The organism is Pedobacter sp. 01N310 (genome assembly GCF_056399805.1).
Window position 1 is genome coordinate 225,639 of sequence record NZ_JBFTSB010000002.1, and the last position, 26,456, is coordinate 252,094.

The 26,456-nt window shown below is 38.0% G+C and carries 23 protein-coding genes; 12 read left to right on the plus strand and 11 right to left on the minus strand.

Annotation, left to right across the window (positions count from 1 at the left end; translation table 11 throughout):
- Positions 1 to 50: 50 nt before the first annotated feature.
- Together AC1DNH_RS06555 and AC1DNH_RS06560 are read left to right on the plus strand one after the other, a co-directional pair.
- Positions 51 to 269, plus strand: a complete 219-nt coding sequence (locus AC1DNH_RS06555) for a hypothetical protein (RefSeq protein WP_193424183.1) — start codon at positions 51 to 53, stop codon at positions 267 to 269.
- A gap of 585 nt (positions 270 to 854) precedes the next feature.
- Positions 855 to 1,742 carry a DUF4349 domain-containing protein gene (locus AC1DNH_RS06560; protein WP_477579383.1) on the plus strand — a complete coding sequence of 296 codons (888 nt, stop codon included), beginning with the start codon at positions 855 to 857 and terminating at the stop codon, positions 1,740 to 1,742.
- A gap of 179 nt (positions 1,743 to 1,921) precedes the next feature.
- Here AC1DNH_RS06560 and ruvC read toward each other — a convergent pair whose 3' ends face one another.
- Positions 1,922 to 2,509, minus strand: coding sequence for a crossover junction endodeoxyribonuclease RuvC (gene ruvC, locus AC1DNH_RS06565; protein WP_477579382.1), 588 nt, complete (start codon positions 2,507 to 2,509; stop codon positions 1,922 to 1,924).
- Between the two features lie 41 nt (positions 2,510 to 2,550).
- Between ruvC and AC1DNH_RS06570 the strand changes: the two genes are divergently transcribed.
- From AC1DNH_RS06570 to AC1DNH_RS06580, 3 genes are read left to right on the plus strand one after another with little or no spacing between them, the layout of a single operon-like run.
- On the plus strand, positions 2,551 to 3,528 hold the full coding sequence (locus tag AC1DNH_RS06570) for a lysylphosphatidylglycerol synthase domain-containing protein (protein ID WP_477579380.1): 978 nt from the start codon (positions 2,551 to 2,553) through the stop codon (positions 3,526 to 3,528).
- Complete coding sequence (locus AC1DNH_RS06575; protein WP_477608164.1) at positions 3,506 to 4,642, plus strand: glycosyltransferase family 2 protein; 1,137 nt, start codon at positions 3,506 to 3,508, stop codon at positions 4,640 to 4,642. Before AC1DNH_RS06570 ends, AC1DNH_RS06575 begins: the two co-directional genes overlap by 23 nt.
- The gene (locus AC1DNH_RS06580; RefSeq protein ID WP_477579376.1) at positions 4,642 to 5,784 is read left to right on the plus strand and encodes an ABC transporter permease; all 1,143 of its coding nucleotides are present in this window, start codon (positions 4,642 to 4,644) and stop codon (positions 5,782 to 5,784) included. Before AC1DNH_RS06575 ends, AC1DNH_RS06580 begins: the two co-directional genes overlap by 1 nt.
- A gap of 61 nt (positions 5,785 to 5,845) precedes the next feature.
- Here the strand turns inward: AC1DNH_RS06580 and AC1DNH_RS06585 are convergent, their stop codons facing one another.
- The 7 genes from AC1DNH_RS06585 to pgi all read right to left on the minus strand — a co-directional run bounded on the left by AC1DNH_RS06585 (position 5,846) and on the right by pgi (position 13,970).
- Positions 5,846 to 6,298, minus strand: coding sequence for a QcrA and Rieske domain-containing protein (locus tag AC1DNH_RS06585; RefSeq protein WP_477579374.1), 453 nt, complete (start codon positions 6,296 to 6,298; stop codon positions 5,846 to 5,848).
- Between the two features lie 35 nt (positions 6,299 to 6,333).
- Positions 6,334 to 7,281, minus strand: a complete 948-nt coding sequence (locus AC1DNH_RS06590) for a DUF5777 family beta-barrel protein (RefSeq protein ID WP_477608160.1) — start codon at positions 7,279 to 7,281, stop codon at positions 6,334 to 6,336.
- A 6-nt stretch (positions 7,282 to 7,287) separates the two neighbouring features.
- Complete coding sequence (locus AC1DNH_RS06595; protein WP_029278693.1) at positions 7,288 to 7,830, minus strand: YceI family protein; 543 nt, start codon at positions 7,828 to 7,830, stop codon at positions 7,288 to 7,290.
- Between the two features lie 59 nt (positions 7,831 to 7,889).
- Positions 7,890 to 8,258, minus strand: a complete 369-nt coding sequence (locus AC1DNH_RS06600; protein ID WP_477579370.1) for a hypothetical protein — start codon at positions 8,256 to 8,258, stop codon at positions 7,890 to 7,892.
- Positions 8,259 to 8,642: 384 nt separating this feature from the next.
- The gene (locus AC1DNH_RS06605; protein ID WP_477608158.1) at positions 8,643 to 10,721 is read right to left on the minus strand and encodes a M16 family metallopeptidase; all 2,079 of its coding nucleotides are present in this window, start codon (positions 10,719 to 10,721) and stop codon (positions 8,643 to 8,645) included.
- A gap of 33 nt (positions 10,722 to 10,754) precedes the next feature.
- Positions 10,755 to 12,068 (minus strand): M16 family metallopeptidase, encoded by a 1,314-nt coding sequence (locus tag AC1DNH_RS06610; RefSeq protein ID WP_477579366.1) that lies wholly within the window; start codon positions 12,066 to 12,068, stop codon positions 10,755 to 10,757.
- Between the two features lie 255 nt (positions 12,069 to 12,323).
- Positions 12,324 to 13,970: a glucose-6-phosphate isomerase gene (pgi, locus tag AC1DNH_RS06615; protein ID WP_477579365.1), complete on the minus strand. Its 1,647-nt coding sequence runs from the start codon at positions 13,968 to 13,970 to the stop codon at positions 12,324 to 12,326.
- Positions 13,971 to 14,123: 153 nt separating this feature from the next.
- Between pgi and AC1DNH_RS06620 the strand changes: the two genes are divergently transcribed.
- Together AC1DNH_RS06620 and AC1DNH_RS06625 are read left to right on the plus strand one after the other, a co-directional pair.
- The gene (locus AC1DNH_RS06620; RefSeq protein WP_477579363.1) at positions 14,124 to 14,636 is read left to right on the plus strand and encodes a hypothetical protein; all 513 of its coding nucleotides are present in this window, start codon (positions 14,124 to 14,126) and stop codon (positions 14,634 to 14,636) included.
- A gap of 239 nt (positions 14,637 to 14,875) precedes the next feature.
- Positions 14,876 to 16,180 carry an amidohydrolase gene (locus tag AC1DNH_RS06625; protein WP_477579361.1) on the plus strand — a complete coding sequence of 435 codons (1,305 nt, stop codon included), beginning with the start codon at positions 14,876 to 14,878 and terminating at the stop codon, positions 16,178 to 16,180.
- 18 nt (positions 16,181 to 16,198) lie between these two features.
- Here AC1DNH_RS06625 and AC1DNH_RS06630 read toward each other — a convergent pair whose 3' ends face one another.
- Together AC1DNH_RS06630 and AC1DNH_RS06635 are read right to left on the minus strand one after the other, a co-directional pair.
- A complete protein-coding gene (locus AC1DNH_RS06630; RefSeq protein WP_477625267.1) occupies positions 16,199 to 19,021 on the minus strand; it encodes a hypothetical protein in 2,823 nt (940 codons plus the stop codon).
- Positions 19,022 to 19,034: 13 nt separating this feature from the next.
- Positions 19,035 to 20,297, minus strand: a complete 1,263-nt coding sequence (locus AC1DNH_RS06635; RefSeq protein ID WP_477585911.1) for a 6-bladed beta-propeller — start codon at positions 20,295 to 20,297, stop codon at positions 19,035 to 19,037.
- Between the two features lie 377 nt (positions 20,298 to 20,674).
- On the opposite strand from AC1DNH_RS06635, the gene prfB reads away from it, so the two are divergent.
- The 5 genes from prfB (at position 20,675) to AC1DNH_RS06660 (ending at position 25,335) form a co-directional block, all read left to right on the plus strand.
- A protein-coding gene (prfB, locus tag AC1DNH_RS06640; protein WP_131030342.1) for a peptide chain release factor 2 occupies positions 20,675 to 21,749 on the plus strand; the annotation gives its coding sequence in 2 pieces (ribosomal slippage) (positions 20,675 to 20,734 and positions 20,736 to 21,749; 1,074 coding nt in all).
- 10 nt (positions 21,750 to 21,759) lie between these two features.
- On the plus strand, positions 21,760 to 22,674 hold the full coding sequence (locus tag AC1DNH_RS06645) for an alpha/beta hydrolase (protein ID WP_477625268.1): 915 nt from the start codon (positions 21,760 to 21,762) through the stop codon (positions 22,672 to 22,674).
- 40 nt (positions 22,675 to 22,714) lie between these two features.
- Entirely contained in the window at positions 22,715 to 23,554 is an 840-nt protein-coding gene (locus AC1DNH_RS06650) for a DUF4595 domain-containing protein (RefSeq protein WP_477611709.1), read from the plus strand.
- Positions 23,555 to 23,955: 401 nt separating this feature from the next.
- A complete protein-coding gene (locus AC1DNH_RS06655; RefSeq protein ID WP_215132291.1) occupies positions 23,956 to 24,783 on the plus strand; it encodes a LamG domain-containing protein in 828 nt (275 codons plus the stop codon).
- 69 nt (positions 24,784 to 24,852) lie between these two features.
- Positions 24,853 to 25,335 (plus strand): CAP domain-containing protein, encoded by a 483-nt coding sequence (locus AC1DNH_RS06660; protein ID WP_477610826.1) that lies wholly within the window; start codon positions 24,853 to 24,855, stop codon positions 25,333 to 25,335.
- On the opposite strand, the gene AC1DNH_RS06665 is transcribed toward AC1DNH_RS06660, so the two are convergent.
- The gene (locus AC1DNH_RS06665) at positions 25,330 to 26,451 is read right to left on the minus strand and encodes a glycoside hydrolase family 18 protein (RefSeq protein WP_477585063.1); all 1,122 of its coding nucleotides are present in this window, start codon (positions 26,449 to 26,451) and stop codon (positions 25,330 to 25,332) included. The two genes, AC1DNH_RS06660 and AC1DNH_RS06665, sit on opposite strands and share 6 nt — an antisense overlap.
- Positions 26,452 to 26,456: the final 5 nt, after the last annotated feature.

The window sequence follows — 26,456 nt, forward strand, 5'->3', positions numbered from 1 at the left end:
AATTATTCAGCAATAAGTATTACTTTTGCAGCATCATAAAAATAAACATTATGGAGAACAACGAATTAAAGCACAATACAGAAAGTATGAAAACGGCTAACCAGCCAGGAATTTATAAATTAATAATTTTTGGTGTACTGGTTTGCATGGTGGGTACTTACGCGCGTTTCGCTTACGATTCGTGGCAAGTATCTTTAGCATCCTGGATTGTTTTGTTCATCGGTGCAATTATTGCCATTAAAGGTGTATTTAAAATATTAGACGCATAAGCCAATTGCGATCAAGATATAAAGCCGGTCATGTTCATTCATGATCGGCTTTTTTGTTTATAGGCACAAATCCATCAGATTTTAAGTCCTGCAGCCCTCATTGAGGCCATTAGAATAATATTACTTTCTTTTTTGAAAAGCAAATTCAGAAGCATTTAGGTTACAGCAGTCCCGCCATTTGCTTTAGCCCTGATGAAGAATCAGGGGCTATCGCGACTGTCGGGTTTAGGATAGAAAGGTCTGCCTAAGTAATTTAAACCTGACAGGAGCGGGCACCGAACGCAGAGCGGTAAAGCGGATGGCAGGGCTTTCGGAACCGATGTACACAGTAACCTGCTTTTCAAAAAAGACACATATTAAAGACGCTAGGCAAACCTCGCAGGTTTTCAAAACCTGCGAGGTTTATAATAACCGAAAAACCCTTCCAAACTCCCTTCTTACTAGGCTAAACTCAGTATTGGGTTACCTAAATATAATTCTGGTATTAAGGGAAACACAGCGTTAAAAGCTAACCAAAACGCTGCACTTCTTATGGCCATTTGAAGCAAATATTTAAAATGATTATTTATTTAAAAACACACAATCATGAAAAGGAATATTATTGCTATAGCCATAATTTTGGCCCTATTTGGCTGTAACGCCGAAAAAAAAGATTACGCCAGTACTGACAAAGAAAGTATGGCAGATACTACTGCTACAGTAGAGTTGCCAGCCGAAAAAATTATTAAAACTGCTGATATGCGTTTTAGGGTTAAAAATGTTCAAAACACCAAAGAACAGCTCAGCAAAGCCATTAAAGCGGAAGGAGGTACGGTGGCTGAGTTTTCTATTGAAAGCTCCATCCAGGAAACCGATAAGGTTAAACAATCTACTGATTCGTTAAAAGAAATTACCTCCTATCGTACGCAAGGTTATCTGGTGGCTAAGGTTCCATCTGATAAACTAGACGAATTTACCAATACCATCGCAAAAATGGCTGTTTTTGTAGATAACCAATCGATGAAGATGGACGATCAAAGCATTGCTTATTTAGCCAATAAACTAAAGGCACAGAACCGAGTCGATGCGATCGAAAAGATCAATAAAGTAGCCTCAAAAAAAAGTGCCAATGTCGAATCATCTCTTTATATCAAAGACGATTATGTAGATAGGAAAATCGAGAATATGCAAATCGATAGCCGTGTAAAATTCAGTACCATTACCCTTAATTTTTATCAGGATAACACCGTTAAAACAATGATTGTTGCCAATGACAATCTGTACGACTACCGTCCGGCATTTATTAACAGACTTTGGTTGGGTATTGTAAATGGTTGGACAATTTTTAAAGAAATCATCATCGCAATTTCAAATTTATGGATGTTGATATTAGTAGGTATTGCAATCTTCTTCACTATAAAATATTTTATTCGTAAGAATAAATTAGCAATGGATGAAGCGACTAAAAATATGATTGATCAGGCTAGGCAGTAAGAATCTATTCCTTCAACTACGCTACCAATGACAGATTAAATAATCGATCGTCATTCCCGCGCAGGCGGGAATCTTAAAGTTTATAGCATTAGGATTCCCAATCAAGTTGGGAATGACGATACCTCGTGACCTATCATCGTTATTCGCTCTCCTTCGGTTGGTGATTCACCAACCGATATTTATTTCTTTGCTTTAACCACTAAACCTTTAACCTTGGTTTTGTTATCACTTACAAAAGATTCCCAGCCCGAATAGGTTTTGGATTTCCCTCCTGAGGTAATTTTTTGAAAAGAATGGCAAACGGCTACAGCCAACCCATCAGTAGCATCTAAAAACTCTGGCGTTTCTTTAAAATTTAACAAGCGTTGCAACATGGCTGCCACTTGCTCTTTAGTGGCATTTCCGCTGCCGGTAATGGATTGTTTGATCTTACGTGGAGAATATTCGGTTACCGAGATATTTCTGGAGAGTGCAGCCGCAATGGCAATACCCTGGGCGCGACCCAGTTTTAACAATACCTGAATGTTTTTTCCATAAAACGGTGCTTCGATGGCCAGAACATCAGGTTTGTACTGATCGATCAAAATCACTGTTTTTTCGAATATCCGCTGAAGCTTAAGAAAAGGATCATCCAAATGGGTCATCTTTACCACCCCTAAACTGATCAGTTCTGTTTTATTTCCCTTCTCTAAAATTACGCCATAACCCATCACCGCTGTGCCTGGATCAATGCCCATAATAACCCGCTCCTTTTTTTCGTTCAACATTACAGCAATATTAAGCATATTTGCAAACTAAAAAGATAATCTTGACAGGCAAGAACAAAAAAATATTATCAATCTTCATCAAAGCTGCAATCGTAATATTTGCTTTTTGGTTTATTTACCATAAGCTCGTTGCGAATAAAAATCTGCACGATTTCAGTACATTATTAAAAAATATCCCTCAAACAGAAATTATTACGGTAATTGGTATCGTGGTGTTATTGATGTTTGTGAATTGGTTTTTGGAGGCGGGAAAATGGAAATACCTCATGAGCCACATCGAACCTATCAGTTTTTATCGCGCTATCGAATCGGTATTTTGCGGATTAACACTGGCCATTTTTACACCCAACAGGCTAGGAGAGTATGGAGGAAGGGTATTTTTCCTGTCACCTAAAAGAAGGATTGTGGGCATAGTGGCCATGAGTGTGGGCAGCATTGGTCAACTGGTATTAACGAATGTCTTTGGAGCCATTGCAGCCTGTTTTTTTGTTTATCGTTTTATTCCTATCGACCGTGTACTTTTTATCGCCATGGTATTTCTCGCGGTATTTTTCTGCCTGTTTTTCCTGATCTTCTACTTTAACATCCGATGGTTAAATGGCATTTTGCTTTCATTTAAATTTACCAGGAAATACAAGAAATTTTACAGCATTTTAGCGAGGTACCGAAAAAGGGAACTATTCAAAATCATAATCTATTGTTTTGTTCGCTATTTGGTGTTTAGCTCGCAATACTTCATCTTGTTTGTATGGTTGGTGCCAGGTTTGCATTATGCAGATATCATCATGATGACCTGTTTGCTATTTTTGGTACAATCGGCATTACCGTCACTTGATCTTTTTGATGTGGGTATCAGGAGTGTTACTGCTGTTGAATTATTTAAACACGTAACTGATCAACATGTGGCTGTTATTGCATGTACTGCAAGTATTTGGCTCATAAATATTATAATTCCTGCTATCTTAGGCACTTATTTCGTTTTTAAACTCAATTTTTTTGGAAATCTTAAATCTAATTAGTCTAGTATCTGCTGCTTTAACCTTAATCTATGGTTTTTTAGTCCTTAATTTTATCAGAGGATGGCATAACCTGGTTTATTTTACACCACAAAAGTCCGATCCTCAAACCAAAGTTTCTATCATTGTTGCCGCAAGGGATGAGGAAGCTAATATCACCAAAACCATTGATGACCTGGTTGCACAGCGATACCCTAAGGTTTTAACCGAAATTATTATTATCGATGACCATTCTACCGATCGTACGGCAGAAATTGTGTTAAGTTATGCAGACCGGAATGTGAAACTGATTAAGCTGAATGAAGATAGGGCCCTGAATTCATACAAAAAAAAGGCTATACAAACTGCAATAGGGACTTGTTCTGGCGATCTGATTATCACTACTGATGCCGATTGCAGGATGGGCGCAGATTGGCTGGCTACCATTGTAAACCTATATGAGCAGAAAAATTATAAAATGATCTCCTCTCCAGTAGCCTATTTTCAGGAGAAAAGTTTCTTTGAGCGCCTGCAGTCGTTAGAGTTTCTATACCTGATCGGCTTGGGGGCGTCTACTATTGGCAATAAGGAACCCTCTACCTGTAACGGAGCAAATTTAGCTTACGAGAAAACAACCTTTTATGAAGTTGGTGGCTTTCAGGGCATAGATGACCTGGCTTCAGGTGATGATGAGCTACTATTACATAAAATTGCTGCCAAGTATCCTGATCAGATCGGTTTTCTCAAAAATAGAGAAGCCATTGTATATACGCATGCAAAAGAAACCTTGGGCGCATTTATTCAGCAACGCAAACGTTGGGCTTCTAAAAGTACCCGTTATAAAAATAAGGCCATTATCGTTTTAGGGGTTCTGATTTGGATCTTTAACCTCACTATTCTGGCAAACTTTATCACCGGGCTTTTTATTCCGGGTTTTTTGACCATCACATTTTATCAACTATTGGTTAAAATGATTTTAGAAACCTTATTTTTATGGGATGTAACTGGCTTTGCAAAAAGGCGCAGTTTACTCATTTTAATCCCGGTTTTAAATGTACTGCACGTACTTTATATGGTGTACATCGGCATTGCTGGAAACAGTGGCAAATACAATTGGAAAGGCAGAATGGTTAGATAATGGATAATAGCCCATCAAAAAAAGTATGGTTAAAGTTTAAACGGAATAAATTTGCCTTCGGCGGATTGGTCTTTATTTTACTTTTGATGGTAATGGGTATTTTGGGTTATTTAATTATGCCTGATGATTCTCCAAATGCGAACGTTCAGATTCTCCAGTTAAACAAAAAGAAACCCGGAAGTACATTTACGTTTTTAATTATCAGTAGGAGCCCGAAAGTAGAAAAGCTTAACTTTTTCGAAAGAATGTTAAACGGGCAAACACCAACTTTTAAAAGTATCCCGATTACTTCTTACAAGATAAAAGATAAAAATGTTTTTGTACAGGAATATATTGGTGATGATGAAAAAGCCAGGGAAACGAAGTATGAACTTAAAGATTTGTGCCCTTCTTGCGTAGTACCCTCCAAAATAGGGAGCCCGCAGGCGCTTTTTGAAAAAAATAGCATTTATAAAAAGACTTATATTTTAGGCACAGATATTTACGGACGTGATTTATTAAGCCGGTTGATTTTAGGTATCAGAGTTTCGTTATCTGTAGGTTTAATGGCCGTGCTCATCTCTCTTTTTATAGGCGTGAGTTTAGGAGCCATTGCTGGCTATTTTGGTGGTCGCGTAGACGCAGCCATCAGTTGGTTTATGAACGTAGTTTGGTCACTGCCCTCGTTACTGTTGGTAATCGCCATATCATTCGCTTTAGGCAAGGGTTTTTGGCAGATTTTTATTGCGGTAGGCTTATCAACCTGGGTCGATGTAGCAAGGTTGGTACGCGGGCAGGTAATGGCTTTAAAAGAAGTCGAATTTGTAGAGGCCGCAAGAGCCTTGGGCTTTAGCACGAGCAGAACCATTATCAAACATATACTACCGAACATCGCGGGGCCAATTTTAGTTGTTGCCTCATCAAATTTTGCCTCAGCCATATTGCTGGAAACAGGGTTAAGCTTTTTAGGCTTTGGCGCTCAACCACCTATGCCAAGCTGGGGGAGCATGATTAAAGAACATTATGGTTATATCATTATGGATGCAGCCTACTTAGCTGTTTTGCCCGGTTTAGCCATTATGTTTACTGTTTATGCCTTTAATGTGCTGGCCATAGGCTTACGCGATGCATTTGATGTAAAAGGACAGAATGTAACTGTTTAATCATTGTCATAAAAAAAAGCAGTACCAATTATGATACTGCTTTACCCTTAAAAACAAAAACTTATGCTGTGGCAGTCAGTGTGTTTCCTGAAACAGTAAGCGGATAAACTTTTAGCACACTCGTGGTGCCACCATCATTTGGTTGGGCCAAAATGCTACCCGAAGTGGTATAACGCGAACTATGCAGGCCACATTGAATGTAATTGCTGGCCTGGATAAAACTCAATGCACCGCCCTGGTGTGGGCAAACTGCTTGTGTGGCCACAAACGAGGTGCTGGCATTCGCTGTTGCGATACGAATAAACAATATGCTGTTTACAGTGATAGATGCGCCAACGGTTAGTAATTGCGTACTCAGATCCACACTTGCGGTAGTACCCGAAGGAACACCACCACCATTAGGTTTGTCGGGTTCTGGGGCATCACTCTTTTTACCGCAAGCAGAAAAGCAAGCGCCGGTGCAAACCATGGCAACACCCAGCCCCAATGATTTGATAAATTCGTTACGTTCCATAATTGTTTAGGTTTTTATTTTTGGTTGAATTTGATCTACTTTGCTTTCTTCTTATCGAAAGAGAACCTTCGGGCAATACTAAAACCCCAACGGTATTGTCCCTTCAGCCAAGAGGTATTGGTATCGGTAATAAATTGCGATTCCTGTATGGCCGTGGCATTGGTGAAATTAAGGTGGAAAATATGACCGCCAGTTTCAAACTCCAGTCCGGCACCAAGTGTCTTATAATATTGCGTTCCCAAGGTGTTTTCGAGGTAGGCTTTTTTATCTTTATCTCTGAATGGAATGGTATAATCGGCAACAAAAGCCATCCGTTTAGTGATCTTAATACGCCCACCAACAGACAGTGCAAGCATATCGTTCTGATCTCCAAAAACAGTAAAGTTGCGGTGTACGTACGATGGCATGACCAGCATCGAGAAGTTCGAATTAAATTTACGGGCAATTACCGCTTGCACCACATAGGTCAAACGATCTTGAAATTTGCTGTAAGCATTCACCGCTGTCGGATCAGTTGAAGCTTTTACGGCTGCAATGGTTGTACTGCCAAACAATGTTACCGCTACGGGTACTTTTTCATCATCTGTTTGTTCCAGTAACCGATATTTTAAGTTTCCTTCATACAATTGTGTTACAACTCCGGCGCCTTTTGCCCTGGCTAAGCCTACAGAAAGTTTATCGCTGATTCCATATTCAAAACCAATGCGGATGTCGGTAGATTGATCCAGACCGAAAAAGTTTTTAATTCCGCCACCAGATCCGGCAATGTCTCCAAACCGGTGATCTACCCTGAAATCCATCTCATTTTTGTAAATGGTTTCATTGGTTTGTATGTTAATGAGTTTGGTTGCTTTAAATGTGGCCTTTACATTCTTTTTTTCTACAGGCATCTGCAATGCATTTTCGAGCGAATCCTGTGCAGAAGCAACTATTGGTAAACAAAGGGCAAACAAGTATAAAAGTGATTTTAGATGATATTTCATAAGGTTTTATTTTTTAGGTTGATAAGTAGCCGTCATTTTTACCTGTATGGTTTCGGCAATTTGTTTGAAAACAATTGTTGGGATTTTGATGTCGTGATCAGCAAGCTTTACGTTAAAAGCTGAAGTGGCCTTTATTTCATCAGTTGTAATCACCAGTGAACCTTTGGCTTGATATTCTTTGCTAACCCCATGGATCTGTAGATTGCCTTTCACCGTGATCGGATAGGTTCCAGGTTTCGAAAAATCAATCTGTTCTATAATTTTTCCTTTAAAATCTGAAGTCGGATATTTGTCGCTTTCGATATAATTCTCGTTAAAATGTTCTTGCATCAGTTTTTTCTTAAACTGATAAGAAGTATTGTTGACCTTGAAAATGATATCGTTGGTTTTGATATTGAGAGCCGAAGCCCCTGTTTTGCTCTGTGCATCTATATCCTCTACAGGTGTCGAAGAAAAAAATGAAGAATTTACGCTTTTACTTACCCATATCTGTGCTTTTACGCCTGTGCATAAAAACAAGGCTATTAAGGTGAAAAATAGTCTTTGCATTGGTGTATTTATTTAAATTTTTAGTGGAACCATTTGGATTTAGCGTTAATTTTTATTGATTATTCTGGCATACCTTTATCAAACCATGCTTTTAACAGTGCCTTATCGCTCTCCGATATGGTATTATTGCCTTTAGGCATTGTTTTGGTAACAAATATGGCATTGTTTACACGCACCTCTTTTGCTGATGAAATGCCATTAAAAAGCCAGAAACCCTTCGCACCACCATTAGCACCATGGCAACCTCCACATTTGGTTTGAAACAATGCTCCGGTAAAATTAGTGTAAGTTACATTTGCTGTAGTTACAGTTGTTGGGCCAGTAGGTGGTGGAGTTTCAGGTTTTAATTCCTCTGCTTGTTTTTTAGAGCAGGCAAAAAGCAGGGCAGTAATTGCGGCGAATAAAAAGATTGAATTTTGTTTTTTCATAGGTATTTAGTTAAGATTAAAATTAGTGGTAGATTCATTTCTATCATCTCTGATTGTTGGGCAGTGCAATTGAAATTTTTGCGGCAATAGCCGCATTGTTTTTTGCTTTTATCGATAGGCATAACATAATCAGAAATGCCGCAAATATAATTGCGATAACTTGTTTTTTTGCAACCATATCCGAATTTTTTAAGATTTATGTTTTGTTTATTTGAAAACTATCGCTGTTTTTGTAATAACCATAGGTTTTTAAATAATTTTTATTGAAATCTTAGTCGTTACGTGCACTTTTTGCAATTGGTTGCCTGCAATAAAAAAAAATACAAAAAAAATCCGCCCCGATTTTAAATCGGGGCGGATTTCGAGATAAATTGTATCTAAAACCTAATTAAAATCTTCGGCTTTTAATGGAGGATTAATTTTAATGTCTTTAATTACAACTGAAAACTCCTGAGAACCTTGTGGGGTTGCCGCCGATTGAGTTAAGGTAAACGGAAATAATACATCGCCAACTTTCTTGTAGTTCGAATATTCTGTAGATTGACTAATTTCAGCCCCACCTTTGGTCGTGGTACTTTCATCTTTTAAAAGTAAACCCGATTTGGTATCGTAGTATTCAGTTTTCTTTTTGCCCGATGGTGAAATGATATTCAATTTAAATGCATCAGCAGTACCTACCTTTGCAGTTCCGGCCGCTTCAATTTTCGTTCCATCAGTTGCGTAGTAAATTTGACTACCGTAACCTTTATCATCTTTCTTTTCAGCCAGGTCATCGCCAGTTAATTCAGCCTTTTGGCCCATTTGCATCGCATAGCCCGTTTTGCCATTATAAACCTGTTTCATCACGGTTTGGCCGCCCATAGAAATCTCCACGCTGCTTAAGTTAGGCGCCATGTTTTTAATGGTAACCGTAAGCTTTTGACCTTGCATTTCCATTTCGCCACTTTGCTGTAATGAAGTAATTTTTTTAATGGCTTCTTCACCGCCAATGGCTTTAATGTAGTTTTTGATAATTTCTGCAGGAGCAGCTGTTGGTACAGCAGTAGCTTCGGTTGCTTTAACCGCATTCGCATAGTTATCATAAGCCTGTGTTTTAAAACCTACCTTAGTTAAGCCTGCCGCAAACGCATCAGTTTTACCCACAATAACAATGCGAGTATTATCGTGGTTAAAGTATTTTTTGGTTACCCTTAAAATATCATCGGTTGTTACGGCATTAATCTTTTGTAAATAAGTGCGGTAAAAATCCTTTGGTAAGTTATTAATTAAGATATTACTCGCAAAACCTGCAGTTCGTGCCGGATTTTCTAAGCCTAATGCAAACGATCCGTTGAAAAGATTTTTCGCGTTCTGTAATTCATCAGCAGTTACCTTTGTAGTGCGGATCGTGTTAATTTCTCTTAAAAATTCCACCACTGCACTGTCAACTTTTTCGTTTCTAACGGCTGCATTGGCCGAAAATTTAGATTGGAAACGGCCTGAGCCTGTGCTTGAATATGCACCATAAGTAAAGCCATGTTTCTCGCGGAGGTTATCAAATAATCTCGATTCAGAGCCACCACCTAAAATCTGGTTTGCCAATAAAATCGGGAAATAATCTGGGCTGCTCATTGGCAGGTCGATTAAGTTCACAACTGTAATTTCAGATTGAACAGCATTGCTCACATTAATGATGTCAACTTCTGTTTTGGCAGGATTAGCAACTTTAGTAAGTACTGGTAAAGTTAAGGCAGTTCCTTTCCAATCGCCAAAGGCTTTCTCTGCCAAAGCTTTTGCTGCTTCTGGTTTAATATCACCTACAAAAGTTAAATAACCTCTAGATGGGGTAATGTATTTCTTATAAGCTGCTTTTACATCGTCTAAAGTAATGCCTGTAATAGAAGCCTCCGTTTCAAACTCTCCATAAGGATGGTTTTTACCATAAGCCAATGCATTTACCACACGTGCTGAAATGGCTTTTGCACTTTTTTCGTTAGATTTTAATCCAGTAATGGTTTGCGATTTTAGTTTTTCGAAAGATTCTGCAGGAAAAGCAGGTTTACGGATACTCTCCGCCATTAAAGCAAATGCCTCAGGAAAATAACGGGTTAAAGCAGAAGTTGAGCCCCCATATGCCCCTGCACTTACATCAGCACCAAGCTGATCTACCGCTTCGTCAAATTGTGCTTTTGTTTTAGCTGTGGTTCCCTCGTTCAGCATACTGCCCATCAAGCCTACTACACCTGCTTTAGCACCTTCAGTAATGGGACCTGCATCGATACTATAACTTGCTGCTACTTTTGGTAGTTTATGGTTTTCTACCACCAAAACAGTTATGCCATTCGCTAATTTATAAATCACAGGATCGCCAACGGTAATAATGGGTGCCGGACCTGGTTTTGGTTTGTGGCTTCGATCTATTGTTTGTGCTGAAATACCTTGAGCCAATAAGGAAACTGCAGCTATAATGAATAATTTCTTCATGTTTTTAATAATTAAAATGAAAAAGCGATCAGCTTATTTCTTAGGTAAGTAATACAATACAACTCTTTGGTTTTTGTTCAGGTATTTTTTAGCAACGTCTCTGATCTCCTCGCGGGTGATTGATCTGATTACCTCTAATTCCTTATTGATATCGTTTGTATCCTTATCATGGAAAGTATAACCATCGGCCAGGTTTTCGGCAACACCCAACATTTTACTGTTTGCACTTACGTAGTTGTTTTCGAATTTATTCTGCAGTTTTTTATAATCACTTTCGCTAATCAAATCGGTTTGAAGACGTAAAACTTCTTCATCAATATCTTTTAATAAATCGTTAAGCGGTGTATTTTTATTGGGTAAAGCTAAGGTGATATAAGCGCCATAATCTTCAAGCGAATAGTTAAAAGCAGCAACCTGCAGGGCAGTTTTCTTTTGATCGACCATTTTAGTGCTTAATCTCGAGCTTCCGCCTTCTGATAAAATAGAGCTGATCATACCTAAAACCTTGCTTTCTCTACTCTTCATTCCCGGTACGCGGTAAGCCGCGAAGATGGCCGGGATCTGAATGTTGGCATCATAAGCAGTATCGATAATTTCTTTGGTAATTTCTGGTAATTTGAATTCTTGACGAACAATTGGTGCACCTTTAGGTACTTCGGCAAAGTATGATTTTACTAAAGCTTTGGTCTTCTCTATATCTAAATCGCCGGCAATGGTTAAAACCGCATTGTTAGGCACATAATACTTTTTAAAGAAAGCAATAAACTCGCTCAATTTTGCTGCATCTAAGTGCTCCATTGAACCAATTGGCTGCCAACGGTAAGGATGCCCATCAAACAAATGAGCGAAAATTTTCTCTGTAAATTTTCCGTAAGGAGAGTTGTCTATACGTAAACGTTTCTCTTCTTTTACTACTTCATTTTGTGTTTTTACCCCACCTTCGTTAATTACCGGGTGTAACATTCTTTCGCTTTCCAGCCATAAACCCAGTTCCAATTGGTTTGATGGAAAAAGTTCATAATAAAAAGTACGGTCTTGAGAAGTATTGGCATTGTTCTGGCCGCCGTTACTACTCACTAATTTCATAAATTCACCTTTTTTGATATTATCCGAACCTTCGAATAATAAGTGTTCGAAAAAGTGAGCAAAACCTGTACGCTGGGTTTCTTCATCTTTAGAACCAACATGATACATTACCGAAACGGCAACTACTGGAGCGGTTTTGTCTTGGTGTAGAATGACATGGAGGCCATTGTCAAGGTCAAATTCCGTAAACTGTACTTTTTGGGCAGAAGCACTTAAGCACAGACCGGAAATGGCCAAAGCAAAAAGAATTCTTTTTTTCATAAGTTTATAATTGTTTTTTAATGATTATGAAGCTATCATTAGCATGTTTTTTTGTTATGATGAATAGCATGCTAATGATGGTTTCATTAGTAGTTTTTTTAAATGATTAGAAATAATCAAAGGCGAAAGCGAGCAACTATTTCATTAATAAGTTAATTTGGATTTTTCACTAGCGTGAAGAATAATAAGGATGGCCTAAATTATGGATTTAAACAAAAAAAAGCGAGTATTTACACTCGCTTTTTTTAATATATTTTATCTCCAGGCCTTGTATTGGTTAATTAAGCCGTTGGTTGAGCTATCGTGGCTCGAAATTTTTTCGCTGCCCTCCAGCTCTGGAAGAATTTTTTTGGCCAATTGCTTGCCAAGTTCTACCCCCCACTGGTCGAAACTAAAGATGTTCCAGATAATTCCCTGAACAAATATTTTATGTTCGTAAATGGCAACTAAACTGCCCAAAGTATATGGCGTTACTTTTTTCAATAAGATAGAATTTGTTGGGCGATTGCCTTCAAATACCTTAAACGGCGCAATTTTTTCAATTTCTGAATCTGATTTGCCTTCTTTCTTTAACTCAGCGGTTACTTCTTCTTCGGTTTTACCGTTCATCAAAGCTTCTGTTTGTGCAAAGAAGTTTGACAGTAAAATTGGATGATGATCGCCTAGTGGATTTAAACTCTGTGCCGGAGCAATAAAATCGGCAGGGATAATTCTGGTACCCTGGTGGATTAACTGATAAAAGGCATGCTGGCCATTTGTTCCGGGCTCACCCCAGATAATCGGTCCGGTCTCATAATCAACTTCATTACCGTTCCTATCTACGTGTTTACCATTGCTCTCCATATCTCCCTGTTGGAAATAAGCAGCAAAACGGTGCATATATTGATCGTAAGGTAAAATAACCTGTGTTTCTGCATTGTAGAAATTGATATACCAAACGCCTAACAAACCTAAAATTACAGGCAGGTTGCTTTCAAACTCGGCAGTTTTAAAGTGGTTGTCAGTTGCATGAGCTCCAGCTAACAATTGTTTAAAATTATCGAAGCCTATACTTAGTGAGATGGATAAACCGATAGCGCTCCATAAAGAATAACGACCACCAACCCAATCCCAAAACTCAAACATGTTCTCTGTATCGATGCCAAAAGCAGAAACGTCTTTAGCATTGGTGGATAATGCGGCAAAGTGTTTGGCAATATCGCTTTCTTTTCCGCCTTTATCCAAAAACCAAGAGCGTGCAGAGTGTGCATTCGTCATGGTTTCTTGTGTAGTAAAAGTTTTTGATGCGACTAAGAATAATGTTGTCTCGGCATTTAAATCTGCTAATGTTTCGGCGATGTGTGTGCCATCAATATTCGAAACAAAGTGAATGTTTAAGTGGTTTTTATAATGTTTTAGTGCCTCGGTAACCATAACCGGACCTAAATCTGACCCACCGATACCAATATTAACCACATCAGTAATGGCCTTGTCTGTATAACCTTTCCATTCGCCGCTAATGATGCTGTTGCTGAATTTCTCCATTTTAGCCAGTACTGCATTTACTTCCGGCATCACATCTTTACCGTCAACTAAAATTGGCGTATTGCTTAAATTACGTAAGGCAATATGAAGTACCGAACGGTCTTCCGTTTCATTAATTTTATCGCCGTTGTACATTGATTTTATAGCTTCATCCAATTTACACTCACGGGCCAATTGAATCAATAGTGCTAATGTTTCATCGCTGATGCGGTTCTTGCTATAATCTAGTAGAATATCTTCAAAAAAAACAGAAAACTTATTGAAACGATCTGCATCCTCAGCAAAAAGATCTTTAATGCTTTTTTGGTTAATATCTATAAAATGATCGGCTAAATACTTGTAGGCCTCAGTTTCTGTGAAATTTACTTTAGGTAACATAATCTTTGTTTTTTTGTAAAAGTAATAAAGCAAAAATTTAAAATGGTCTTTTTAATGTTCTAAATGAATAAGAATTTTTAATGTCGATTAAACATAGTAACTTTAATACACCATCCCTGTTAGTTCATCAATTATTTTAACCTTAAATTCTACATGATGTTAGAAAACTTAAATGAAATGGTGCGTGAAAACGTCCAGGAAAGCGTTGTAAACAACACTGCCATTCCGAACGAACAAAATGAAGCAGTAATCCAGGCTGCATCGGGTTCTATCTTCGATACGCTGAAAGATCAGGTATCATCAGGTAATATTGGTGCATTAACCGATATATTTAACGGTAATAAAGCAGAAGGTACCCAGGTTGCTGAGCAGGCTTCGGGGAATTTTATCGATAAATTAAGTGGCTTGGGCATTAATGCTGATACGGCGAAATCTTTGGCAGCAAGCATTATTCCGGGCCTGATTGCCAAGTTTACCCAAAAAACAAACGACCCGAACGATAGCTCCTTTAACATTAAAGATGTTTTGGGAAGTTTGGGTGGTGATGATGGTAAATTTGACGTAAGTGATGTAATTGGAATGTTTAATGGCGGTGGGCAGGCGCAGCAGCCCGGCCAAGCGGGAGGTGGCGGCATTATGGATAAGCTGAAGGGAATGTTTAATTAAGCATTTACTGATTTTTAGGATTCATTTCCTTCAGATCTACCTGTAAAAATATATACTTGAGAAGAGTTGTCAACTTTTAATAGCAAACCTGCCCATTAAAGTTGACAACCCTAAAGTCCATTCTGGAAACCTTTGCGTCGATGCCTGCAGAAATCTGTTGTTATCTGTTCAGGTAAGACCAAATCCCATCTCTCCTTAAAATTGTTTAGCTTAGGGCACCTAAACTAAATAATTCATTTATGAAGAAAATATTCCTGACTGGTTTTTCGCTACTGGCATTAAATTCTTTCGCCCAAAAATCAGATTTAAGACCATTGGTTTCGAAAAAGGCCGATGCCATCGAACAAAAAGTAATTACCTGGAGGCGCGATTTTCACGAACATCCTGAATTGGGAAATACTGAAGTAAGAACAGCTGGTATTATTGCAAAACATTTAGAATCTTTAGGTATTCAAGTAAAAACAGGCGTTGCCAAAACAGGCGTAGTTGGTGTGCTAAAAGGAGGGAAGCCCGGACCAGTAGTTGCTTTGCGTGCCGATATGGATGGTTTGCCTGTTACCGAGCGGGTAGACGTTCCATTTGCCTCGAAAGTGAAAACACAATATAACGGACAAGAGGTTGGCGTAATGCATGCCTGTGGACATGATAGTCATGTGGCTATTTTAATGGGTGTAGCGGAAGTGCTGGCTTCTATGCAAAAAGATATTCAAGGGACGGTGAAATTTATATTTCAGCCCGCTGAGGAAGGTGTGCCTGCTGGAGATGAAGGCGGGGCAGCGTTAATGATTAAGGAGGGCGTACTCGAAAACCCTAAAGTTGATGTGATTTTCGGTTTACACATCAATTCTCAAACTGAAGTTGGCGATGTAACTTATCGCCCGGGAGGTACAATGGCTGCAGTAAACGATATGAAGATTACAGTTACCGGCCGCCAGGCACATGGGGCTTATCCATGGAGCAGTATCGATCCGGTTGTGGTTTCGGCCCAGATTATTAATAGCCTGCAAACGATAGTAAGTAGGAATTTAAATGTGACCGAAAACCCGGGTGTAGTTACCATTGGCGCCATTAATGGCGGTGTACGGTCGAATATTATTCCCGAAAAGGTAGAAATGTTAGGTACAGTACGCAACTTTAGTAAGGAAGATGAGGCCATGTTTATCGAAAGGATTAAAACCATTGTAACCAAAACGGCCGAGGCAGGTGGAGCTACAGCTGAAGTCAAAATCCCCTATAGCAACCATTATCCGGTTACTTTTAATAATATTGCGCTAACCGAAAAGATGTTGCCAAGCATGGAGTCGACGGCAGGTAAGGATCACGTGAAATTAAAACCACCAGTTACAGGCGCAGAAGATTTCTCCTTCTTTCAGGAAAAAGTACCAGGTTTATTTGTGTTTTTAGGAGGGATGCCAAAAGGTAAAGATCCTTTAAAAGCAGCATCGCACCACACACCCGATTTTTATCTTGATGAAAGCGGTTTTGTTTTAGGGGTTAAATTATTATCTAATCTTACTTTAGATTATATGTCGATGAAGAAATAAGATGATTATTAAATCATCTTATTTCTTCACTGGCTTTTTACCAAACTGCCTAGGATAGTATGAAAAAGTTGCCATAAAGTATTGTTGTAATACATTTTGTGTGCCCAAAGTAAAACTGTTAGCGCCACCGTAATTAATGATGTTAGTGTTTTGATGAAGTAGATCCATAGCAGAGAACTTAAACTCGGCATTATTTCCTTTAAGAAAGCGATAAACCGCGCTGGCATTCCAGATGGCAAAATTAATACTGGCGGCACTGTTCGATTTGCTGGAATTAAAGCTAATGTTGCTGCTCAAGGTAAACTTTTTGGTCACATTATAAATACTGCTTAAAGACGTCGTTAAATTTAATCCGCTGTATTTGGTATTAAAGGCTTCCTGTTCCGACCGATAGGTATTAAAACCCTGCCCTACTTCAGTAGCAAACTTATCCTTGTAAGTATAGTTTAAACTTAGTTTCGCATTCGTATTTAAAGTATTTGAAAAACTGAATACGTCGTTTAAGTAACCTGGGTTTTTGGCGATATTGATTCCTCCATTTAAACTGAGTTGCAATTCAGTCGTTTTCAATTTGAAAGCTTTTCTTAAATATCCATCAACATTTAAATACTTATTTCCACTCGCATTGGCTAAGTATGCCGTACGCTTATTTTGGCTGTCTATAAAAATACTATCAACAATTGCATCATCAATTATGCCTGCCGAAACACTAAAGTTATAATTTAAGGTATTTTTGCTTTTCTGATCCGAACGATCGAAGTTAAAGCTGATGGACCTGTCAGTAGCTTCCCTGAGTTTAAGATTGCCCCGCTGTAAATTGTATAAATTGGTACTATCGGTTAAAGGCGCTAGTTGTTGTAAATTGGGTATAGTGATATTAGTTCTATAGTTTAATGATACTGAGTTATAAGATTCGCCATATTGATAATTGCTATAATTGATATTCACTTCAGGAACAAATCTGTTATAGGTTCGGTTAATGTTTTGTTGCACCTTATCCGATCTGTTATCCTGAAAAATAAAACGCTGTTTCGCGGAGATCCCGATGTTTAAACTTTTACTAAATCTGTTTGATAAACTCTTATGGAAAGATTTACTTAGGGTTAGGCCTGGGGTTTCATCAACAGTACTGGTTTTGGTGTTATTGCTTAAATAGGTATTTGTAGCATAAGCACTAGCTTTTAAATCTTCTACCAGGTTATGGTCATTACTATTATTAAGTTCTAAATTGTTGTTTAAAGATAAATCGAAGCCAGCAAGATTTTTATATCCAAATAGTAACGATTTTAAATTGGGTAGTTCTAACGATAGGGTCTGGTTAAAAGATTTGCGCTGTGTATCATAGCGTCTATCGTAATCGGTATTGGTGGCTGCGTTTACAAAAGATCTAAACGAGGTTAGATTCGATCTTTGGTTGTCATTATCATTTATTGATAGCCGATAATTTGCATTAAGACCGTTAAAACGGTGTTCTTTTCTGGTGATATAATTGGAGAGACCATACCTTATACCAAGACTAAAGCCTTTGTCGTTAAAATCATTTTGTGCTTTGGTGTTGTTGGTACTCGTTAACACATTTTGTCCGTTAAAAGCACTTCTTTGTGTATCGTTGTTTGAGCTACCATTGTTTAAAGACATCCATTGGTTAATGTTTAAACGGTGGTTCTTTTTAGTAAATTCTAGACTCGAATCAAAAGCCTGATTGGTTGATGCTGTATTTCCCCTGGTGGTATTGTTCTCGAATATCTGATCGGTACCATTAATAGAAGTTGTAGTTCTCGCATCCGATATATTTTCGTTGTTTTTGTTTTGAACAAAATAATTGGCATTTAACGTGCTTTTTTTCTCATAAGTGGGCTTTTCAATAAAATTATAAGTAAAAGTTACGCCACCAATATTCGGTTGGTTTATGCCTGATTGCCTGAAATCGGGCTGATACTCTACATTGGTAGTTAGTCCTTTAAAAGTACTATTGGCGGTTAACGATCTAATACTGTTGGCTGTTTTATTAATGTTGTTGCTCGCCCCTATAATACCGAGCTGCATTTTGGGCGAAAACATATTAAAACTTGCATCTGTTTCATATTTTTTGGTGGTGCCGTAACCCGCACCAATTTTGCCGAAGTAGCCGATGTCTTTGCCTTTCTTAAGTTTTAAATTAACCGTTAAGGTACTGTCAAGTGGGTTACTCTCATTCCGTTCCCGGTAAACCTGTACCTTGTCTAATGCATTTTTCGCAATGTTTTGGGTAGCCATTTTAATATCACCGCCGAAAAACTGTTTCCCGTTTACCAATAAGCTCTTTACTTCACGGCCGTTAACGGTAATCTGTCCATCGCCCCAAAGGGTTACATTGGGTATTTTGCGCAAAAGATCTTCTACAACCGCATTGCTATCCAATTTAAAGGCTGCGGCATTAAATTCTAAAGTATCGCCATTCATGGTAATTGGCGCTACCCTAATCTCTACATCCTGTAAATTGTTGTCTTTTATAGCGATAATTAATGTTTTTAAATCCAGTGCAGTTTTTCCGTCTATAATCGTGAAATTTTTGCGGAGTAACTGGTAGCCAACATGGCTTATTTCCACATACATTTTAGCATTTAATGGTAAATTTTTGAAGTTAAACTCACCATAGTTATTGCTCAGTTGATAGCTGACTAAAGTACTATCGCCTTTAAATAAAGATACTGTTGCCGATTTTAAATTGTAGTTGTGTGTAGTATCTCTAATAACGCCCTTTACTGCACCAATTTGAGTAGGATTAGCTTGCTGGGCTTTTGAATTGTAAGAACTGAATAATACTAAAAATACGATGAGGTAGCGTAAGATATGGCGCATTTAGATGGGGAAATTAATTTTGTTTAGGTTTAAGTTTAATAATAATGGGGTTACTCTTTTTATTTTGGGTTTTAAAGTAAGCTTCTAAATTGGGCGGGTATTTTGTTGTTTTACCCTCGCTTTGCTCTTTAAAAGTAAACATGGCTAAAGACGAATAATTGGTATATAAATAACCATTTTCGTACATATGAAAGCCACGATTTTTAAAATCATAAAAATCACCACTGGCATCGGTAACGGGTAAAAAAGAGGAAAGCGAATCGGGTTCCAGATCTTGTATAGAGGTTAGCTCAGTGGTTTTTAGGTTGTAAATAATCGCTTTTTTAACGCTTGGATCCCAGCCAAAATTGTTCATTTGGAGGTAAAGATTATCACCTACTAAATAAGGCTTACTTAAATCGTAAAAAACCTTTGGATTGTTTCTGAAATACTCCAATCTCTTTTTAACGTAAATGGGATTGGTTTTGAAATCAGTAGGAAAGGAATTTACTGCAGGAAGTATGATATGGTAAGCAAGCGAAAGTTTAGTGGTACTGGCCTTGAAGATATCGTATGAATAGTAGGTTAAAAAAAACAATTCATTTTCTGAGCCATATTGATATAACGATGAACCCGAACCTATAAATTCATCTGTTTCGTACCTTTTTGGGCTATAGGGGAAATAACCAATTGAATCTTTACCCTTGTTAATTATTCCCACTTCATAATAAGTACTATCCTTCCCCGTTTTTATGATAAAATCGGGTCTTACCAGAGTAGTTTGATTGGCCAGTTTGATGTCGCGGTTATTGCCCTGTTTATTATGCTCTTTGAGTGGTATCTTTTTGATCTGCCTGCCATTTAGATCGAAGTAAAAGGCATTGGGACGTGCGGAAATAACTATAAATTCGACATTATTCTCCTTTCTAGTGGTAAAGCCATAAAAAACTGTCTTGTCTTTGTTGCTTTTATCTTCTTGTTCTATTTTACTAGCGTTAATTTTTGAGCGAAACTTGCCATCTCTAGTAAAAATCAAGATTGCCTTGGTATCGTAATCAAAAATTACATAATTATCGTCTACGATTTTTAGCTGGCTAATATTTCCAAAAAGGCTCTCTTTTGTAGTTTCGAGGGGAATAAATTCTACTTCGCTAAAAACCTGAGAAACAGCCGCGCCGCGCGCAGTTTGAGGGTCGATACGCAATGTAGCCATTTCAGCGCTATCTATTTTACCTGTTTGTGCAAATGTTGCCGTACAGAAAAACAAATAACCTAAAATAAAAAAGAGCATTTTCATTTGTGTTGGTTAAGATGTTAATATTAGTTTGGATATTAACAGATCGATTTGAACTATGCTACTCCATTAATAGCATATGATTTAAATTCCGGCCGATCTGATAAATATTTTCGAAAATTAATCAATTAAATAATTAGTTGATGGTTCATTTTATGATTTTAACAAGTTTTAACAGCAAAGCTGCAGGATGAGTTAATTTATAGAAGCCTATGGTTAAAATGCAAGTAATTTGGTCTTAACTCAATCCTACTTAATGTCCTTAATTTCTCAATGGTAAAAGGACCTAAATTATTTTGTACACCATTAAGAAATGAAGATAGTTAAGGTTTTGGGTAGCGTCTCCTTAATAGTATCTCATAATTGCTATATTTGTTACCATGACCAAAGAAAATATTCAAGATTTAAGGGACAGAGTAACGTCGCTGAGGAGGTATCTTTGACGTTGATGAGCTACTTTACGCCATCCGCGAAGAAGAAAAATTAACAATGGCTCCCGATTTCTGGGATGACCCTAAAAAAGCAGAAAAAATTCTTGCCGAAATAAGTTCAAAGAAAAAATGGACGGATGGCTTTAACCAAACCAATAATGCGGTTGAAGATGCTGCGGTAATGTTTGAGTTTTTTCAATCGGGCGATGCTTCAGAAGCTGAGCTGCAAGACCAGTTCGAGATCAGTAAAACTGCCGTAGAAGAACTGGAACTTAAAAATATGCTCCGTAGCAAAGAAGACCAACTTTCTGCCGTTTTACAGATTACTGCTGGAGCTGGCGGAACTGAAAGCTGTGATTGGGCTTATATGCTGATGCGCATGTATATGATGTGGGGTGAAAAGAACGGTTATAAAATTACCGAACAGGACAGCCAGGAAGGGGAGGTTGCCGGTATAAAATCGGTAACGCTTCAGTTTGATGGCGATTTCTCATATGGTTATCTGAAAGGCGAAAATGGCGTGCATCGTTTGGTTCGGATTTCTCCATTCGATTCGAATGCCCGTAGGCATACATCTTTCGCTTCTGTTTATGTTTATCCCCTGGTTGACGATACCATACAGATTGATATTAATCCTGCTGATATAGAATTCGAAACATTTAGGGCTGGTGGAGCAGGCGGACAAAACGTAAACAAAGTTGAAACAGCTGTACGTTTATACCACAAACCTTCAGGCATTATTATTAAAAACCAGGAGTCGCGATCGCAATTGCAGAATAAAGAGAATGCTATCCGTTTATTAAAATCTCAATTATATGAAATTGAGGAACGGAAACGTAACGAAGCAATTGCTGCGGTAGAGGGATCGAAAAAGAAAATAGAATGGGGCTCACAGATCAGAAGTTATGTGCTGGATGATAGAAGGGTAAAAGATCACCGGACCAATTATCAAACCTCTAATCCCGATGCGGTTTTAAATGGCGATATTAACGGGTTTTTAAAAGCATATTTAATGGAATTTTAATCTAAAACAAATGGGAAAATCATCCATCCTTATCATGTTATTGTTTATGGCAGTTAACTATTCGAATGCCCAAGAAGTTGTACCGTTATATTCAGGTGAAATTCCGGGCGCTAAAACTACACCTGCTGATTATGTAGAAAATACTGAGGTACGTGCAAATGGTACCTTGAGTGTTACCAAAGTATCGGTACCTACGTTTACGGTTTTCGAAGCACCTAAAAATATCGCTAAAGGAACTGCAGTAATCATTTGTCCGGGCGGTGGTTATGGCGCTTTGGCATTTAGCCATGAAGGAACCGATGTAGCCAAAAGATTTAATGCGATTGGAGTTACCGCTTTTGTATTGAAGTACCGGTTACCGAGCGATCAGATTATGGTTGATAAAACTTATGGCCCATTGCAGGATGCACAGCAGGCCATTTACCTGATTAGGAAAAATGCAAAAAAATATGGGATTAAGGCCAACAAGATCGGGATTATGGGTTTTTCTGCCGGGGGGCATTTTGCCTCAACTTTGGTTGCCCATTATAACGATCTTAAGGTTTCCGATCCGGAAAAGATAGATCTTAGGCCAAATTTCGCTGCATTAATTTATCCTGTAATCAGTTTTGAAGAATCTGTACACACTGGTACGATGAAGAATTTATTGGGCCCAAATCCTGCTGATAGTTTGAAACATTATTTCTCGGCCAATAAAAATGTAACCAGGAAAACACCTCCAACTTTTTTTGTGCATGCTAAAGATGATAAAACTGTTCCTTTCGAAAATAGTGTTTTAATGAACGAAGCGTTAAAGCAGAATAAGGTAGATACTGATATTTATCTGTACGAAAAAGGTGGTCATGGTTTTGGTTTAATCAACAGGACTTCGGATGTAGATTGGTTTAACTTGTTGGCTGACTGGATGAAAAAAGAGAAATTTTAATATCTTTGCCGATATTTTAACCTCTTAACCGGAAATTTTAATGCATAAAACAATTAAATATGTTATGGTAGCTTTTGTTGCTATCATATCAATAGCAAGTTGTAAAAAAGAAATTAATGGGAACGCCAAGTTCGATCCTAATGGAAATGGCTGCAAACTAGCCAGTTTAAAGGCCGATCTTGATATTTTAGGCACTTACACACTTGCCTTCACTTACGACGCCTCTGGTAGGATTTCAAAAGCAACCACTACCGACGGTCAGACGAGTAATTATTTTTATACGGCAAATAAAATTACCGCTACCGATGGGGATGGGAATGTGTCTGAAATCGTTTTGGAAAATGGAAGGGCAATATCGAGTGGGAGTGATGGCGTTATTAGTGGAGGTGGGGTTAGTTATAGTTATACCAGAAAATACTCCTACAATGCAGATGGTTATTTAATTCAGGTGAAAAATTATTTAAACGGAGAATTAAATACAACAGATAACTTAACTTATGCTAACGGCAATTTAGTAAAAGCAGTTTCAGTTGATACTCACCTTGGCTACACAGAAACCACTACCTATGTATATTCAACAGAAAATGCGGTAAACACATACGAGATTGCGGATCCACTTTCTTATCATGTTGATTATTTTCCTGGTGGATATTTTGGGAAACAATCTAAAAATGTATTACTTAAAGGCACAGCAAAAACGGTAGACGGCGATGGTGATCCTTTTACTGATGCTGTTTATACCTTCGGCTATCAATACGATGGAAAAGGAAACGCTACATCGGTATCGTTTTCGGTGCTTTCTACTTTTTATCCAAGCAGTGGACCAGTTCAAACGGATACTTATAATGTAAAATATAGCTTAAATTATACTTGTAAATAGATATAAAAAATATCATTGAAAGCCTGATCATAACCATGATCAGGCTTTTGTTTTTGTGGGCTTTATTTCCGTCAATAAAAATTAAACACCTAAACATTTAGAAACAGAAAATAACCCGTATTAAGAAAAGTGATGTAAAAACGCTCATTTTACCACTCTTTTTTTACGATTTAGCCCCTCATTTTTTGATAAGCCTGCGTATATCTTTGCTTACAAGCATGTCGATTTAAAATTGAGATTATGTTTGCAGCCTAACCAAATCTTATGAAAAAAAACCAACCAAGCTTGTCTCCACTACTGTGGTTGCTGAGATCTTTTGTGTTGTTAATTATTGATTTACAGCCGATTGATCACATCCTAATGCCTTACAATTAACCAAATATTTACCTAATTCAAAAAAAATGAGAAATGAAAAAATGAAATGGTGTATGTTATTTACATGCATGTTTGTGGTGCTTTTATCTTGTAAGAAAGAGAAAGAAGAAGTTAAACAAGAAAACGGACAGGTTAAAGCCTGGGAAACATTAATAGATGGTAATTCTCTTGCCAACTATACTAATTTTGAGGCACAATGGAATTATAATTATCCCTGGGGTACCGATCATAATGGTTCTGCCCGCATGGTAGGGAGTACCTCAAATCATAACCAGATCTCGTTAAGCGGAGGTGTACTCACCATTAAAGCTACCCGCTTGGCTTCATCTCCAGGAAACAGTACTGCCAATGGTTTTACCAATATTGCTATTTGGTACAATTCAGGTGCTTGTTACGCCAAACAACAGGTTTTAATTAACGATCAGTTTCCCAGTTATACCATTTCTGGTGATTTTGCTGTACCAACCAGTAAAGGAACCTGGCCTGCTTTTTGGATTACCGGCGTTAATTCATGGCCACCTGAAAGTGATATTATGGAGTTTAAGGGCAATAACACAAATTGGCAGAATACTTATGATGGTGGTTGGGAGAATAAACTCACCGCAGTTTCTAATGCGGGTTCCTACCATAATTACAAATGCTGGTACAATAAGGTAAGTGCAACAGATGTAGATTGCCATTATTATATTGATAACGTTTGGGTAGCCAAGCATACCATGAGTAATTCGGTAAATAAACCCATGTGGCTAATCATCAATATGCAAATGGAAGGCGATAGCGGCTCTCCAGGCCCTTCTGGCAATACTTTCTACACAGGTAAAAATGTTTATATGGGTAGAGAAAGGGCTTTTTAATTTATAAAAATAAATATTCACTTTCGGAGGTAGCTTTATAGCTGCCTCCTTTTGTAGCATAAAATAAATATGAAAAAATGCCTAAGCATGTTTGCCTGTATACTGCTCTGCATTTTATTTGCACAGTGTAAAAAGGATGAAGTGTCTGTGCCAGAGAATGATGTTGATTTGGTAATTGCTAAAATTAATCTGTTAAGGCAAAGTGGGTGTAATTGTGGCACAGCGTACATGCCCCCAGTACCCACCCTATCATTAAATAACCAACTGCAAAATGCCGCAATAAGTCATGCCAAAGATATGGCACAACAAAACTATTTTGATCATTTATCTCTTGAAGGCGGTACTCCAGAGGAGCGTGCATTAAATGCAGGTTATGCAGGTGAATTTAGAGCAGAAAACTTAGCTAAGGGATATGGTCAGGCAGATCAGGTAATTGCTGCATGGAAAAATAGCGTGAGCCATTGTAAAGCCATGATGGATGCTAAAAGTAAAGAAGCTGGTGTAGGCATGGCCCAAAATTACTGGGTGGTAACCTTTGGTAATCCGTTATAATTCTTTTATCGTTTTATCAATCACATCCAATAGTCCATCGGTATAAGCATCATCTGTTAATTCCCAGAACATGATGCCATTTAATTTTTGATCAATTACATATTTGGTTTTCAATGAAATTGATTTCGGATCGTCAAAAGTGGCGAGGTATTTTGTTTGTGGATTATAATAATATGGGGCTTTGGCTTTCTCGTCCCAATAATAAGTATAGCCATTTTCTGCAGTGAACTGCTTTTTAAAATCCTTAAAAGAAACACCGCTTAAAAATTTGGTAGGCTGGTATAATCCCTGGTTGGCATCGATAGTGTTTTCAAAAATACGGGCGTAAAATGCTGCTCCTAATGCAATTTTTTGTGCGGGTACACCTAAATCTATTAAAGCTTTTACAGCGTAATCGCCTGATAAAGATTGTTGAGCGGTAGCATACAACGGGGTATGGTGGCCGCTTTGTGTCGCATATCCGCTTACCAGATCGTAGCTCATCACATTAACCCGGTTTACCAAAGGCATTACTTTATCCCATTCGAAACAAGAATCGATGCAGTTTTTTGTACCGCCTGCAGCAAAGCTAATTTCGGCCTTTTTACCTAATTTTTTACGGAGTTCTTTAATCAGTAAAGTGAAATTATGTTTATCATCAACTGTATATCTATGTCCAGGAAAACCAACTACTGCAGGGTATTCCCAGTCAATGTCTATCCCATCGGCATGGAAAAAATCGAGTATTTCTTTAGTTGTTTTGGCAAATGTTTTTCGTCCCTCAGCCCTGCTGAATACCTCCGAACAATCTTTGCAGGCACTCCAGCCACCCATTGCAATCATCACCTTTAAATCGGGATTTCGTTGTTTTAAAGTCACCATTTTAGTAATCAAGGCTGAATCCCTCGCCGAGCTTATGTTTAAACTATCACCCTTCAAATGACCGAAACTATAAATCAAATGACTCATTTTTTCGATCGGAAAGCTATCTATTACTGAATTATGTCCGGTGTAATAGGCAATAACGTTTGGTTTAATTGTTTTTTGGGCTTTTGATTGGATACTCAAAAATGATAAGGAGATGATGACTGTAATGCAGAACAGTACAGTAGGGGCGATAAACTTTCTTTTGTGCATGGGAT

Excerpts from the sequence above, each read along its gene's own strand:
- AC1DNH_RS06625 (WP_477579361.1), top strand. The coding sequence starts at position 14,876 with ATGAAGAAAATATTCCTGACTGGTTTTTCGCTACTGGCATTAAATTCT.
- AC1DNH_RS06590 (WP_477608160.1), bottom strand. The coding sequence starts at position 7,281 with ATGAAATATCATCTAAAATCACTTTTATACTTGTTTGCCCTTTGTTTA.
- AC1DNH_RS06560 (WP_477579383.1), top strand. The coding sequence starts at position 855 with ATGAAAAGGAATATTATTGCTATAGCCATAATTTTGGCCCTATTTGGC.
- AC1DNH_RS06600 (WP_477579370.1), bottom strand. The coding sequence starts at position 8,258 with ATGAAAAAACAAAATTCAATCTTTTTATTCGCCGCAATTACTGCCCTG.
- AC1DNH_RS06665 (WP_477585063.1), bottom strand. The coding sequence starts at position 26,451 with ATGCACAAAAGAAAGTTTATCGCCCCTACTGTACTGTTCTGCATTACA.
- AC1DNH_RS06635 (WP_477585911.1), bottom strand. The coding sequence starts at position 20,297 with ATGAAAATGCTCTTTTTTATTTTAGGTTATTTGTTTTTCTGTACGGCA.
- AC1DNH_RS06630 (WP_477625267.1), bottom strand. The coding sequence starts at position 19,021 with ATGCGCCATATCTTACGCTACCTCATCGTATTTTTAGTATTATTCAGT.
- pgi (WP_477579365.1), bottom strand. The coding sequence starts at position 13,970 with ATGTTACCTAAAGTAAATTTCACAGAAACTGAGGCCTACAAGTATTTA.
- AC1DNH_RS06645 (WP_477625268.1), top strand. The coding sequence starts at position 21,760 with ATGGGAAAATCATCCATCCTTATCATGTTATTGTTTATGGCAGTTAAC.
- AC1DNH_RS06580 (WP_477579376.1), top strand. The coding sequence starts at position 4,642 with ATGGATAATAGCCCATCAAAAAAAGTATGGTTAAAGTTTAAACGGAAT.
- AC1DNH_RS06605 (WP_477608158.1), bottom strand. The coding sequence starts at position 10,721 with ATGAAGAAATTATTCATTATAGCTGCAGTTTCCTTATTGGCTCAAGGT.
- AC1DNH_RS06555 (WP_193424183.1), top strand. The coding sequence starts at position 51 with ATGGAGAACAACGAATTAAAGCACAATACAGAAAGTATGAAAACGGCT.
- AC1DNH_RS06610 (WP_477579366.1), bottom strand. The coding sequence starts at position 12,068 with ATGAAAAAAAGAATTCTTTTTGCTTTGGCCATTTCCGGTCTGTGCTTA.
- ruvC (WP_477579382.1), bottom strand. The coding sequence starts at position 2,509 with ATGTTGAACGAAAAAAAGGAGCGGGTTATTATGGGCATTGATCCAGGC.
- AC1DNH_RS06620 (WP_477579363.1), top strand. The coding sequence starts at position 14,124 with ATGATGTTAGAAAACTTAAATGAAATGGTGCGTGAAAACGTCCAGGAA.
- AC1DNH_RS06585 (WP_477579374.1), bottom strand. The coding sequence starts at position 6,298 with ATGGAACGTAACGAATTTATCAAATCATTGGGGCTGGGTGTTGCCATG.
- AC1DNH_RS06650 (WP_477611709.1), top strand. The coding sequence starts at position 22,715 with ATGCATAAAACAATTAAATATGTTATGGTAGCTTTTGTTGCTATCATA.
- AC1DNH_RS06660 (WP_477610826.1), top strand. The coding sequence starts at position 24,853 with ATGAAAAAATGCCTAAGCATGTTTGCCTGTATACTGCTCTGCATTTTA.
- AC1DNH_RS06595 (WP_029278693.1), bottom strand. The coding sequence starts at position 7,830 with ATGCAAAGACTATTTTTCACCTTAATAGCCTTGTTTTTATGCACAGGC.
- AC1DNH_RS06655 (WP_215132291.1), top strand. The coding sequence starts at position 23,956 with ATGAGAAATGAAAAAATGAAATGGTGTATGTTATTTACATGCATGTTT.